Origin of the sequence: Bacteroides sp. BFG-606 (assembly GCF_024788145.1) — a bacterium.
GTDB classification, from domain to species: Bacteria; Bacteroidota; Bacteroidia; order Bacteroidales; family Bacteroidaceae; genus Bacteroides; species Bacteroides vicugnae.
On record NZ_JANUIL010000001.1, the window covers coordinates 6,282,798 to 6,296,834 of the forward strand.

Sequence of the window (14,037 nt, forward strand, 5' to 3'; positions counted from 1 at the left end):
TTTTCATTAATAGCCTTCATTTTGAGTCAGATTGGTGTTCTTATCTTTCTCTCCTTGAGGAATCGGCCACAACTGCCGGAAAGCCTGCAAACCTGCAAACAGCAATCTGCCGTCTTTGTCTTTATGTTTCTGCATCACTTCCAACAAACGATTATTACGCACCAAGTCGAACCAGCGCTGACCTTCCATATACAATTCTAATTGGCGTTCGTTCTCTACCGCCAGGCGTCCTCTGGCCTGCCCCATATTTTCATCTAAAGAAGAAGGAGCAAAACCGGCACGTTCTCTAATGCTGTTCACAATCCGGATGGCTTCCGGGGTGCGGTCTAACTCTACCAATGCTTCGGCTTTCAACAGCAGTATGTCTGCCAACCGCATCAAAATGATATTGGAAGTCTTCTCGCGAATTTTATAAGACAACGGGTAACTGTCTGCTGGCCAATAGGTATCATAAGGCACCGATTTCCAAAGAATACTGGATGCATAACGGGTATCTTTCTCTTTGTCGAATTTAGCAACCAGATCATGAGTAGGCGTACAATAACGTCGCCAGGTTACTGATCCGTCATCTTCTTTCAGCAATACCCAGTAAGCCCAATTCGGAGCATCGGAGGTGTAATAGACTTCGAAGATGCTTTCTGAAGAAAATTTCTTGTCGGGTTGCCACAACTCGTCAAAATTGCCGACCAGCGTATAGCCTTCTGCTATTACTTTGTCGCAAGCCTCAACCACTTTGGTATAGTCGCGTGTTGATTTCTCCCCTCTCGTTGCGAGCACTTTGGCACGTAAAGCATAGGCTGCTCCCTTGGTTGCCTGAAAAATACCTTTATTCTTGCTTACCAGGTAACGAATGGTATTTTCTTCATTCAGGTCGTCCAGAATCTGGTCATATATCTTATCTGCAGCAGAACGTTCCGGATACATCACCGGATACCATTTATCGAGATTTTCGGCTGTAATGGTTGGAATCAAATCCAGCACCATCGGAGCATCACCCCATAAACGGACAATATCAAAATACGCCCATGCTCGCAAGAACTTGGCTTCTGCAATGACACGATTACGTTCTTCTGCTACGGTAGAGGCAGGGTCCATCATCTTCGTATTTTCAATCACACTGGTGGCGGTACCGGCCATCGAATAATACTGCGACCAGACCAGTTCTACTTTATAATTGGTAGAGGTCAGTTTCAACAAATCAAACTCCTGTTCGGCCACACCGTCTCCGCCGATATAACAATTATCGGACTGCACATCTCCAATGGTATAATTTTCCGACTGGAATATATCTGCTTTAAAACTCTCATACGCACCCTGCAACTCGGCCTGTGCATCTGCCAGACTTCCATATTTAGACTCCTGATCTTCCGTTCCGGTACCTTCCTGCATAAAATCCGATTGCGGTTTCTCATCCAAGAAACTACTGCATGAAACGACTAATGTACAGAGTACGACATACGCTAACTTTATTATGTTTTTCATTTTCGCAGCTATTAAAATTCAACATTCAAACCAAAAATTACCGCCCTCGATTGAGGATAAGTACCATAGTCCACTCCTTGAGCAACGGAGTCTCCGCCAAAAGCATTTACTTCAGGATCGTATCCTTTGTATTTTGTCAGTGTGAAGAGATTCTGTCCGGTGACGTAAGCCTGCAATCTGGACAGATGTATCTTATTCAACCATCTCTTAGGAAAACTATAGGATAAAGTGACTGTTTTCAGGCGCAGATAAGATCCATCTTCTACAAAACGGGAGGAGTTATGATTATTCTCTGTATTACCAACGCGGGGGACATTGGTAATCATACCCGGTCGTTTCCAACGATCCAACACACGAACCGACTGGTTTCTAAAGTCTGTCATGCCTTCCATATCAATACGCGACGCGTTAAAAATCTTATTGCCCTGACTTCCCTGCAAAAATATAGACAGGTCGAAACCGGCATACGAGAATGTATTCGTCATACCGTAAATAAACTTAGGCTGAGCATTTCCCAAAGTGGTACGATCTTCCGGATCGATAAAACCGTTACCATTCAAGTCACGATAGATAATATCTCCGGTTTCCGGATCAACACCTTCTGATATGTAACCAAAGAATGTTCCCAACGGAAGCCCTTCTTTCAGGATGACGGCTTTCTCCTTGGATTCGTACATTTCAGCATAATAATAGACTTTATTCAAGCCGAGCTTCGTCAACTTATTCCGGTTGAAAGATATATTGAAATCGGTATTCCACTGGAAGTTACCTTTAAAATTCTGGGAAGAGAGAGTGAACTCCATACCTTTATTCACCATCTCACCGTCATTTCTTGTCACACTGCTCGGCACTACATTCTCCGGCAGGCTGACTGTCAATAGCAAATCGGTGGTCTTCTTGTAGTAAGCATCTACCGAGAAGGATAAGCGGGAATCAAACATGGTCAGGTCAAGTCCCAGATTCCATTGGCTTGTTTTTTCCCAGGTCAGTTCTTTATTGGCTGCCGAACCGGGTTTAATGGCAAGCCCCGGATATAAGTTTCCCTCCGAAACGGGCAGTTTACTGACGCTCATAGAAGCCATGTAAGCGTAGTTTCCAAAACCGCCCTGGTTACCGTTCATACCCCATCCGGCACGTAGTTTCAGGTCGGTAACAATGTCCTGCAAAGGTTGCATGAACTTTTCACCTGAAATTCTCCAGCCTGCGGAAACAGAAGGGAAAGTACCCCAACGATGTCCCGGAGCAAAACGGGAAGAACCGTCTGCACGGAAGTTAACCGTCAGCAAATAACGGCTGTCGTAATTGTAGGCTACACGACCCAGAAAAGAGGCCAACGTCCATGCGGAAGCAGAAGAACCGCAAGCATCCTTATCCAACTGGTTGGCGGCACTGATGGAATGAATATCGGGATAAGACTCTGCCAGGTCGAAACCTGCCATCCACGAACCGTTATATTGTGCACGCTGCTGAGTAGCTCCTCCCAAAATGGAAAAGTTATGTTTGTTGAATGAACAATCATAAGTCAGTAAGTTTTCAAAAAGCCATTCGAAGTTTCGTGAGAAACTCTCTTCCACACGTCCTTTTGTACCCCGTCCGTCCGAAGTTGAAATCGGGTCCAGATAGTAGTCCCAATGTTCATTGGTCAGTTCAATGCCGAAAGTCGTTTTAAACTTCAGTCCTTTGAGTATGTCAACCGTGAAGCCGAGTGAGCCATTTATATGATCTGTATTCGTGTTACTGTCTGCCGCATTGGCAGCCAGCGGATTCAAGATGCGTGCACCGTAAGCCTGTTCGTCATATTCGTTCGGATCATACGGATTCCACTTCTGCATAAACGGAGGAGTATTCACAACGGACAAGATGGAACCGGCACGCAAAGAACTGCGGCTTTCGTTCACCCATTGTCCGCCTGTATGCGAATATGCAAAATTGAGTGCCATTTTTAACCATTTGGTCTGCTCGCTATCCAAGTTTGCACGGAAATTATACCGGTTGAAGTGTGCTTTCTCCACGATACCCTGTTCATCGGAATAACCTCCGGAAACAAAATATTGCAGTTTCTCGGTTCCATTTGCCACAGACAACTGGTAGTTTTGATTGACACCCGTACCGAAGAATAAATCAGTCCAGTCCACATAGCGCGTTTCACTTTCGGGGATGTTGGGGGCAACATCCGAAACAGCTTTCAAGTCTTTCATCAAGTCTTTATATTGCTCCGTATTCAACGCATCTATTTTTTTTCCTAATTTAGAGAAACCTACATAAGCACTCATTTTCACTTGTGGTGCACCGATCTTTCCTCTTTTAGTCGTAATCAACACTACTCCGTTTGCCGCACGTGCTCCGTAAATAGCAGCCGATGAGGCATCTTTCAGAATTTGCATACTTTCAATATCATTCGGACTGATATTCGATATATCATCTGACGGCAAACCGTCCACCACATACAGCGGTTCATTAGACGCCTGTACCGAAGTGGCTCCTCTCACCCGGATCGTTACTCCGGAACCCGGCATACCCGACGGCTGCACGACTTGAATGCCGGCCGCTTTTCCCTGAATAGCCTGTGCAGCTGTCATGATCGGACGTTCTTCAATGTCTGCCGTGGAAACGACAGATACCGCAGTAGTGATATCTTTCCGTCTCATAGAACCATATCCCACCACGACTACCTCTTCCAGTACCTGCGAATCTTCACTCAATGACACATTATATACATTCTGCTTATTGACCGTATGAGACTGGGAAACATAACCGATATAGGAGAAATTGACCTTTGCCCCCACAGGAGCTTCCAAAGAAAAACGACCGTCTATATCGGTAGCAGTTCCAATATTCTCTCCTTCCACTCTCACCGTGACACCAATCAAAGGTTCTCCCCTCCGGTCGGCAACAACACCTGTGATTGTTTTCTTATCGCCTTTCTGAGGGGCGTTCTGTTCACTCTTCAGAGTAAGCACCACTTGCTTACCCGATTCTATTTTATAACTAATAGATGATCCTTTGAAAACTTTTTCTAAAACCGTATCAATACTTTCATCGCTCACTGTCAATGAAATTTTTCGGTCCAATCCGGGAAGCTTATCTGTATAAAAGAAGCTGTAATCGGCCTTCTTTTCAATCACTCGTATCGTCTGACGTATCGTCTGATTCTTCACAGAGAAAGTGATCTGCGCACTTACCTCTTGAGACACAAACAGCAAGATACAACTAAACATAACAAGCCTGAATATGATATGTAATTGTTTTCTCATTAGTAATTAGCTTTAAATTCTTTAAAATATAAGTCTGAAAATTAGACTTTTTATTATCTTTGTAAAATCGTGAAGCAAAAGGATTCCCTTTCCCTTATCCGTATAAGGAAAAACTCTTTTTACTATCATGTATAAACCGTATTTGATTTCGGGGTGGAATTATGCTGCTACATAATTCTACCCTCTTTGTTTTTTATGAGGTGTCTTCCATAAATCGTCTTTTTTAGTTAATACTACTTCCTATTCTCACCGTATCTCCTTCTAACTCATAGGTTAAAGGATAAGTAAGGCTTATAATATAAAATACATTATGCAAGCTGCTATTCCGGATGGTTCCGGAAAATAGCACGTTCTTCAGTTTTTCGGAGTCAAACACGACTTTCACTCCGTACATCCGCTCCAGCGTAGTCGCGATCTCCGCTAAAGATGATGAATTAAAAATCAACATATTGTTCCGCCAAAAGTCGATTTCACGCATATCCGAGATTGCCGATTTAGTAAATGTCTGCTTGTTCTTATGGTATTCTACCTTTTCTCCGGGTTTCAACAAGGTAGCATCCGTTTTATTAGAAACCTTGACGCTTCCTTCTGCCAGCAGTGTCGTGACAGAATGATCGTCACGATAACCTTTCACATCAAAGGTAGTTCCCAACGCTTCTATCTCCAGATCATTGCAGCAGACGATAAAACGTTTTTCTTTGTTTTTCGCCACTTCGAAATAGGCTTCTCCATCCAAATAGATTTTCCGGTCGGATTTGTTGTACTCCGCATCATAAGAAAGATGAGTGGCCGAATTTAACCAGACTTTCGTTCCATCAGGCAAAGTCAGATTCGCTTTCTGTCCATAATCGACTGCCACCATGAAAGGGTCCTGTGACACCTTATTCATATGTTCTACCCCAAAGTAAGCGGCCAGTCCTAAACAAACCGGTAATAAGATGGTGGCCGCCACCTTATATATAATAGGTTGCCAGCGCCGTTTCTTCGGAGACAGTATCTTGGACTCATCCAAATTCCTCTGCAGATGGTTCCACATTTCCTCTTCCACTGTCCTATCGATTTCGACGGCTGCTTCTTTCCACATTTGCTCGCAAAGCAGATTAAACTCATCACGAATTCCCGGTTTACGAATCCATTCAATAAGTATCCTTCTTTCTTCAGAAGAGGCCTCCTTCTTGAAGAATTTTTCCAATAGTACTATGTAATCGTGTTGCTCCATAATTTTCCTGTTCTATTTATACTAGTCTTGAGAGACAGAAAAGGACTACAGAGAAATCGAAATAATTCGGATATTAACTTTTATTAAAGCTTTCACATTAGATATCGTGTAAGAAGAGAGAGACTGAAAAAGCAATTATTCCCAATTTGTCACGCAAGAAATCCAAAGAACGGTGCACCTGTGTGGCAACAGTCTTTTCCGAGATATTCAACTGGTCGGCTATCTCACGATAGTTCAACCCTGATTTCCAGTAAAGCATAAAAACTTCCCGACGTGCTGGAGGCAATTCTTCTAAAAGTTTCAGGATATATTCTTCCAAAAACAAATAATCCAGTTCTTCGTCTATCTCTACGGATTCGTCAGATGACTCATCCGAAAGCTTGTCTACATAATTTTGAAGCAGAAGTTCGCGTCTCACATAATGATATACCATATTTTGGGATATTTTAAAAAGATAGCCGTCAAAGTTACCTTCCAGATTGATATTAAGCCGCTTCTCCCAGATATGGAGAAAAATATCTTGTGTGATATCTTTCGCCACCCGGCATTGCTCACCATAGAAAGGACAAAATTGTAAATGCGAGCACTGTATCCACGATACAATGCTTCAAAAGCATTTTTATTTCCTTCTTTCAACAATTGGAGTTGCTGGGTGGTAATCATTATAAAATAAGGTTAAATCATATATCGATTCAAAAATAGCGAAATAACTAAAACCGACAACCAAAGCACTTGTTAAAATTTCAATAAATCAATATCATAGCATTTAAAAGGGAATAGAATACAAAAACACATCCTTGACATATCATATCATAAATTCAGCCATTTTGCTATAAAATTAATAGAAATTATTAATCAACAGCTACAATTTCGAACTTTTATTCCTACATTTGCGGTCAAATGATAACTTATTAACAAATTTCATAAATACCATGGCTAAAATAACGAAAGAAGCCGCTTTGCTCTATCATTCACAGGGCAAACCCGGTAAGATTGAGGTAGTGCCTACCAAACCTTACAGTACACAAACCGACTTATCACTCGCATATTCTCCCGGTGTAGCAGAACCTTGTCTCGAAATAGAGAAGAATCCGCAGGATGCGTATAAATATACAGCTAAAGGTAATCTGGTGGCTGTTATTTCCAACGGTACAGCCGTACTCGGACTGGGTGATATAGGTGCATTGAGCGGTAAACCTGTAATGGAAGGTAAAGGTCTGCTTTTCAAAATTTACGCGGGTATCGACGTTTTCGACATCGAAGTGGATGAAAAAGATCCGGAGAAATTCATTGCTGCAGTAAAAGCTATTGCTCCTACTTTCGGAGGTATCAACCTGGAAGACATCAAAGCTCCTGAATGTTTTGAAATCGAACGTCGCCTGAAAGAAGAACTGGATATTCCTGTCATGCACGACGACCAGCACGGTACTGCTATTATCTCCAGTGCCGGTTTGGTGAATGCCCTGCAAGTGGCCGGAAAGAAAATCGAAGATGTAAAAATCGTTGTGAACGGTGCAGGTGCATCTGCCGTATCTTGTACTAAATTGTATGTGTCACTGGGAGCACGTCTCGAAAACATCGTCATGCTGGATAGTAAAGGTGTTATCAGCAAAGCGCGCACGGATCTGAACGAACAGAAAAGATTTTTTGCAACCGACCGCACGGATATTCACACGCTGGAAGAAGCCATCAAAGGTGCAGATGTATTCCTCGGCCTGTCGAAAGGAAACGTGTTAAGCCAGGATATGGTGCGCAGCATGGCTCCGATGCCGATCGTGTTCGCATTGGCTAACCCGACACCGGAAATCTCTTACGAAGACGCCATGGCAGCACGTCCTGACGTACTGATGGCTACCGGACGTTCCGACTATCCGAACCAGATTAATAATGTAATCGGTTTCCCGTATATCTTCCGCGGCGCTTTGGATACTCACGCTAAAGCTATCAACGAAGAAATGAAGATTGCAGCCGTACACGCTATCGCTAACCTGGCAAAACAGCCGGTACCCGATGTAGTCAATGCGGCATACCACGTGAACAACCTCTCTTTCGGTGCGGAATACTTTATCCCGAAACCGGTAGATCCACGCCTCATCACTGAAGTTTCCTGTGCAGTGGCAAAAGCTGCTATGGAAAGCGGAGTAGCTCGCACTGAAATCAAAGACTGGGATGCTTATTGTGTTCATCTGCGCGAATTGATGGGTTATGAGTCCAAACTGACTCGCCAACTATATGATACAGCCCGTCGTTCACCGCAACGTGTCGTATTTGCCGAAGGTATCCATCCGAATATGCTGAAAGCTGCCGTTGAAGCGAAAGCCGAAGGTATCTGCCATCCTATCTTATTAGGAAACGACGAAGCTATCGGAAAACTGGCAGAAGAAATGGATCTTAGTCTGGAAGGTATTGAAATCGTCAATCTCCGTCACCCGGACGAATCGGAACGCCGCGAACGTTACTCACGTATTCTTGCAGAAAAACGTGCACGCGAAGGCTTTACCTATGAAGAAGCCAACGATAAGATGTTCGAACGCAACTACTTCGGTATGATGATGGTGGAAACCGGAGATGCGGATGCTTTCATCACCGGACTTTATACAAGATATAGCAATACGATCAAAGTGGCCAAAGAAGTAATCGGCATCCAACCGGGCTTCAAACACTTCGGAACAATGCATATCCTGAACTCCAAGAAAGGTACTTACTTCCTGGCAGACACACTGATTAACCGCCACCCGGATACGGAAACATTGATTGACATCGCTAAACTGTCTGATAAAACAGTTCGTTTCTTCAATCACACGCCGGTTATTTCCATGTTGTCATACTCCAACTTCGGTGCTGATACCGCAGGTAGCCCTGTGAAAGTGCACGAAGCTGTTGCCCATATGCAGGAAGAATATCCGGAACTGGCTATCGACGGTGAAATGCAGGTTAACTTTGCCATGAACCGCGAATTGCGTGATACCAAATATCCGTTTACCCGCCTGAAAGGCAAAGATGTAAATACATTGATTTTCCCGAATTTGAGTTCAGCAAACGCCGGTTACAAGCTATTGCAAGCAATGGATCCGGATACGGAATTCATCGGCCCTATCCAGATGGGATTGAACAAACCTATTCATTTCACCGATTTCGAAAGCTCCGTCCGCGACATTGTCAATATCACAGCTGTAGCCGTGATCGACGCCATCGTTGACAAAAAGAAAAGAGCAGGTAAATGAAACGTCCGTTATCCAAATCACAAATAGTTTGCATCAGCCTGCTTTGGTTGGCGCTTTGCTATCTAGTTCTGACAAAAGCCGAACGAATTGACGGGATGACAGTAGTAATGCTTGGCATTTCGGCAGCATTAGTATTTATTCCTGTCTATAAGTCGATCAAAAAGAACAAATAAATATCTTTTTTCCTACTTTTAATGCGATAAAATATCAAATTTGATGTTTTATCGCATTTTTCTTTATAAAATGTTTGCCAGTTCAATTTTTATCTTTACTTTTGCAACCGAAAATAAATATCCGATGTACCCATATGCAGATGTGCAAATCTGCTATATAGCACAAAAGCACATAGTCAAACGGTATATTAGCAAATTGTCAAATTAGCACTTTATTTATATCAACCAATTAAAGAAAAAAAAGATTATGAATGCAGCAAAGGTATTAGACGATCTGAAAAGAAGATTTCCCAATGAACCGGAATATCATCAAGCAGTAGAAGAAGTACTTTCTACGATTGAAGAAGAATACAACAAACATCCGGAGTTTGATAAAGTAAACTTGATCGAACGTTTGTGTATTCCTGATAGAGTATTCCAGTTCCGCGTGACTTGGATGGACGATAAAGGTAATATTCAAACCAATATGGGTTACCGTGTTCAGCATAACAACGCAATCGGCCCTTACAAAGGCGGTATCCGTTTCCACGCATCTGTGAACCTTTCTATCTTGAAATTCCTTGCCTTTGAACAAACATTCAAAAACTCGCTGACTACTCTGCCAATGGGTGGTGGTAAAGGTGGTTCCGACTTCTCTCCTCGTGGAAAGTCAAATGCCGAAGTAATGCGTTTCGTACAGGCATTCATGCTGGAACTGTGGCGTCACATCGGTCCTGAAACTGACGTTCCTGCCGGTGATATCGGTGTTGGTGGCCGCGAAGTAGGTTTCATGTTCGGTATGTATAAGAAACTGGCTCATGAATTTACCGGAACATTCACAGGTAAAGGCCGCGAATTCGGCGGTTCACTGATTCGTCCGGAAGCTACCGGTTATGGTAATATCTACTTCCTGATGGAAATGCTAAAGAGAAAAGGCACTGACTTGAAAGGTAAAGTTTGTCTGGTTTCTGGTTCTGGTAACGTTGCTCAATATACAATCGAAAAAGTAATCGAACTAGGTGGCAAAGTAGTTACTTGCTCTGACTCTGACGGTTATATCTACGATCCGGACGGTATCGACCGTGAAAAACTGGATTACATCATGGAACTGAAGAATCTGTATCGTGGCCGTATCCGTGAATATGCAGAAAAATATGGTTGTAAATATGTAGAAGGAGCTAAACCTTGGGGTGAGAAATGTGATATTGCTCTTCCTTCTGCTACTCAAAATGAATTGAACGGTGACCACGCCCGTCAGTTGGTAGCAAACGGCTGTATCGCAGTATCTGAAGGTGCCAACATGCCTTCTACTCCGGAAGCTATCAAAGTATTCCAGGATGCAAAAATCCTTTATGCTCCGGGTAAAGCTGCTAACGCCGGTGGTGTATCAGTATCAGGTCTTGAAATGACTCAAAACTCTATCAAATTAAGTTGGAGTGCTGAAGAAGTAGACGAAAAACTGAAGAGTATCATGAAGAATATCCACGAAGCTTGCGTTCAGTACGGTACAGAAGCTGACGGATACGTAAACTATGTGAAGGGTGCTAACGTAGCCGGATTCATGAAGGTTGCTAAAGCAATGATGGCACAAGGTATCGTATAATCAGCAAAAGAAATATAAGCTATAGTTTATTTAAAAACTCCCGCCTTCCGAAAGGAAGTGCGGGAGTTTTTTTATGTAGAAAAATAAATAACAGGCAATACGTACACAATTCATAGTTATTCTCTATCTTTAGATAGAAATTATCTGTTTGACAAGCGAGCAAAAGAAGCCTATCTTTGTTATATATTATAAACTCCGGAATAAAAGAATGAAAAACTACGGTTTGTTTATACTTTACTTCCGACTAAAAAGAATCTATTTTATGGAAAAGAAAAAACTTACTGCAGCGAACGGGCGTCCCATCGCCGACAATCAGAATTCGCAAACTGCAGGTCAACGCGGACCTGTAATGTTACAAGACCCCTGGCTTATTGAAAAGCTTGCCCATTTTGATCGTGAAGTTATTCCGGAAAGACGTATGCACGCTAAAGGTTCGGGAGCTTACGGTACTTTTACCGTTACTCATGACATTACCCAATATACCCGTGCAGCAATTTTCAGTAAAGTCGGAAAGCAAACAGAATGTTTTGTCCGCTTCTCTACTGTAGCCGGAGAGCGTGGAGCTGCTGATGCAGAACGTGACATCCGAGGTTTCGCCATGAAATTTTATACGGAAGAAGGTAACTGGGATTTGGTGGGCAACAACACTCCTGTATTCTTCTTACGTGATCCGCTTAAGTTTCCGGATCTGAACCATGCCATCAAACGGGATCCGAAAACGAATATGCGTAGCCCGAACAGCAACTGGGATTTCTGGACACTTTTGCCGGAAGCTCTGCATCAGGTTACCATTACTATGAGTCCTCGCGGTATTCCTTATTCATATCGCCACATGCACGGTTTCGGCAGTCACACCTATAGTTTTATCAATGCAGAAAATCAACGTATCTGGGTTAAATTCCATCTTCGTACCTTGCAAGGCATCAAGAACCTAACAGATCAAGAAGCAGAAGCAATTGTTGCCAAAGACCGTGAATCTCATCAACGCGACCTTTTCGAGAGTATCGAGAAAGGGGATTACCCAAAATGGTTATTCCAAATTCAGTTAATGACGGAGGAAGAAGCGGACAACTACCGCATCAACCCGTTTGACCTGACTAAAGTGTGGCCTCACAAAGATTTCCCTCTACAAGATGTCGGCATCCTTGAACTGAACCGTAACCCTGAAAATTATTTTGCTGAAGTGGAACAAGCTGCTTTCAACCCGATGAATATTGTAAACGGTATTGGTCTGTCTCCCGACAAAATGTTACAAGGTCGTTTATTCTCTTATGGCGACGCACAGCGTTATCGGCTAGGAGTGAATGCAGAACAAATTCCGGTCAACAAACCTCGTTGTCCTTTCCACGCCTATCATCGTGACGGTGCTATGCGCGTAGATGGTAATTACGGTGCTACCAAAGGATATGAACCGAACAGTTACGGCGAATGGCAGGATTCTCCTGACATGAAAGAACCGCCACTCAAAGTTACCGGTGAAGTTTACAACTACAACGAACGGGAATATGACGATGATTATTATAGCCAACCGGGTGACTTATTCCGATTGATGCCGGCTGAAGAACAACAATTATTGTTCGAAAACACAGCTCGTGCCATGGGAGACTCCGAATTGTTTATCAAACAACGTCATGTGCGCAACTGTTATAAGGCTGATCCTGCATACGGAACAGGTGTTGCCAAAGCACTGGGTATTGATTTGCAAGAGGCTTTGAAAGAATAAAGAAAAAGATATTTTACTGATAAAGAGACTGTCTTATATTTTTAAGACAGTCTCTTTTGTATAGTATTGCCGTCAATCTCGAATTTTCTTTTAACATTCTTCTGAAATAGCCATTCAACTCTTTTAACTATCTTTGCCCCCTGTATAACCCCTTAATATTTATAACAGACTGATGAAACTAAAAAAATTATTCGCCGGAATGATACTATGTCTGGCAGTTGCTTCCTGTATTCAAGATGAAGCTCTAAATGTTGAAGCAGCTATAGACGGATGCAGCGGCAGCAATATCCAATTAGCTAACATTAATACTTACAGCAAAACAGTATCTATTTATGTATCTAAATCTACCGACTTGTCTGCATTAGAAATCAAATTCGAACTACCTGATGGAGCTAGCATCAATCCTGTCAATGCATTAGCGAATGACGATGCTCCCAAATATGATTTTTCAACTTCGAAAGTTCCCATTACATCTGAACAAACATTGGAACAATATCAACGTATGTTCAAAGTTACATCTGAAAGTGGTACCACAGAAGCGGTCTACACCATCACTGTTATCAAATCAGAGCTTCCTACTGAATACCATTTTGAGAACATAGAAGACGGAAACAACAATTATCATATCTTTTATGAATTCAATCAACAAAAAGCAGAAATGCTCCAATGGGCAAGTGGTAATCCAGGGTTCCAGCTTACCGGCATGGGGAAAAACACGATGGATTATCCAACTCTTCAAACCCAAGGATATATAGGTAAAGGTGTGAAACTGGAAACTAAAGGCACAGGAAGCCTTGGATTAACGGTTGGTATGCCAATCGCAGCAGGTAACCTCTTCATTGGTTCATTTGAAGTTGGAAACGCATTAAAAGATGCAAAAGCTGCGACCAAATTTGGATTTCCATTTTTTAAGCACCCTACAAAACTGGAAGGATATTATAAGTTCAAGCCAGGAACTGAATATATATCAGGCATTGATAAAAGTCAGAGCCCTCCGAAGATTGTGATAGATCCTTCAATGGAAGGCAAAGACAAAGGTGATATATACGCTATTTTATACAGAGCAGACAATGTTAATGACTTTTTGGATGGCAACCTCAACTTTGATTCCGAGGAAAAAATAGTATATATTGCCCGAATCTCCGATACAGAGATGAAAGAGACTGATACATGGACACACTTCAGTATACCTTTTGAACATAGAAAAGAGATAGAACAATCAGCTCTCGATGAAGGTAAATATAAACTTGCTGTCGTTTTCTCCTCAAGTATAGAGGGAGCTAATTTCAAAGGTTCAATAGGAAGTACTCTGTGGATAGATGAAGTAACCATTCACTGTGAAGAAGACGAACAAAATAACGAATAATAATTAAAAAAATA

8 protein-coding genes and 1 pseudogene are annotated in these 14,037 nt (G+C 42.4%); 5 read left to right on the plus strand and 4 right to left on the minus strand.

Annotated elements, in window-relative coordinates:
- Window positions 1-6: 6 nt before the first annotated feature.
- The 4 genes and pseudogenes from NXV01_RS24360 to NXV01_RS24375 form a co-directional block, all read right to left on the minus strand.
- Entirely contained in the window at window positions 7-1,482 is a 1,476-nt protein-coding gene (locus NXV01_RS24360; protein WP_074707851.1) for a RagB/SusD family nutrient uptake outer membrane protein, read from the minus strand.
- An 11-nt stretch (window positions 1,483-1,493) separates the two neighbouring features.
- Window positions 1,494-4,736 carry a TonB-dependent receptor gene (locus tag NXV01_RS24365; protein WP_259023338.1) on the minus strand — a complete coding sequence of 1,081 codons (3,243 nt, stop codon included), beginning with the start codon at window positions 4,734-4,736 and terminating at the stop codon, window positions 1,494-1,496.
- 223 nt (window positions 4,737-4,959) lie between these two features.
- A complete protein-coding gene (locus NXV01_RS24370) occupies window positions 4,960-5,955 on the minus strand; it encodes a FecR family protein (protein ID WP_074707846.1) in 996 nt (331 codons plus the stop codon).
- 97 nt (window positions 5,956-6,052) lie between these two features.
- Window positions 6,053-6,618, minus strand: a pseudogene (locus NXV01_RS24375) (RNA polymerase sigma factor).
- Window positions 6,619-6,887: 269 nt separating this feature from the next.
- On the opposite strand from NXV01_RS24375, the gene NXV01_RS24380 reads away from it, so the two are divergent.
- The 5 genes from NXV01_RS24380 (at window position 6,888) to NXV01_RS24400 (ending at window position 14,023) form a co-directional block, all read left to right on the plus strand.
- Window positions 6,888-9,179, plus strand: coding sequence for an NADP-dependent malic enzyme (locus NXV01_RS24380; protein WP_074707841.1), 2,292 nt, complete (start codon window positions 6,888-6,890; stop codon window positions 9,177-9,179).
- Window positions 9,176-9,352: a hypothetical protein gene (locus tag NXV01_RS24385; RefSeq protein WP_004297674.1), complete on the plus strand. Its 177-nt coding sequence runs from the start codon at window positions 9,176-9,178 to the stop codon at window positions 9,350-9,352. Before NXV01_RS24380 ends, NXV01_RS24385 begins: the two co-directional genes overlap by 4 nt.
- A gap of 247 nt (window positions 9,353-9,599) precedes the next feature.
- A complete protein-coding gene (locus NXV01_RS24390; RefSeq protein WP_074707838.1) occupies window positions 9,600-10,934 on the plus strand; it encodes an NADP-specific glutamate dehydrogenase in 1,335 nt (444 codons plus the stop codon).
- 262 nt (window positions 10,935-11,196) lie between these two features.
- A complete protein-coding gene (locus NXV01_RS24395; RefSeq protein WP_258981631.1) occupies window positions 11,197-12,657 on the plus strand; it encodes a catalase in 1,461 nt (486 codons plus the stop codon).
- A gap of 172 nt (window positions 12,658-12,829) precedes the next feature.
- Entirely contained in the window at window positions 12,830-14,023 is a 1,194-nt protein-coding gene (locus tag NXV01_RS24400) for a PCMD domain-containing protein (RefSeq protein WP_217721667.1), read from the plus strand.
- The last annotated feature ends 14 nt before the right edge of the window (window positions 14,024-14,037 follow it).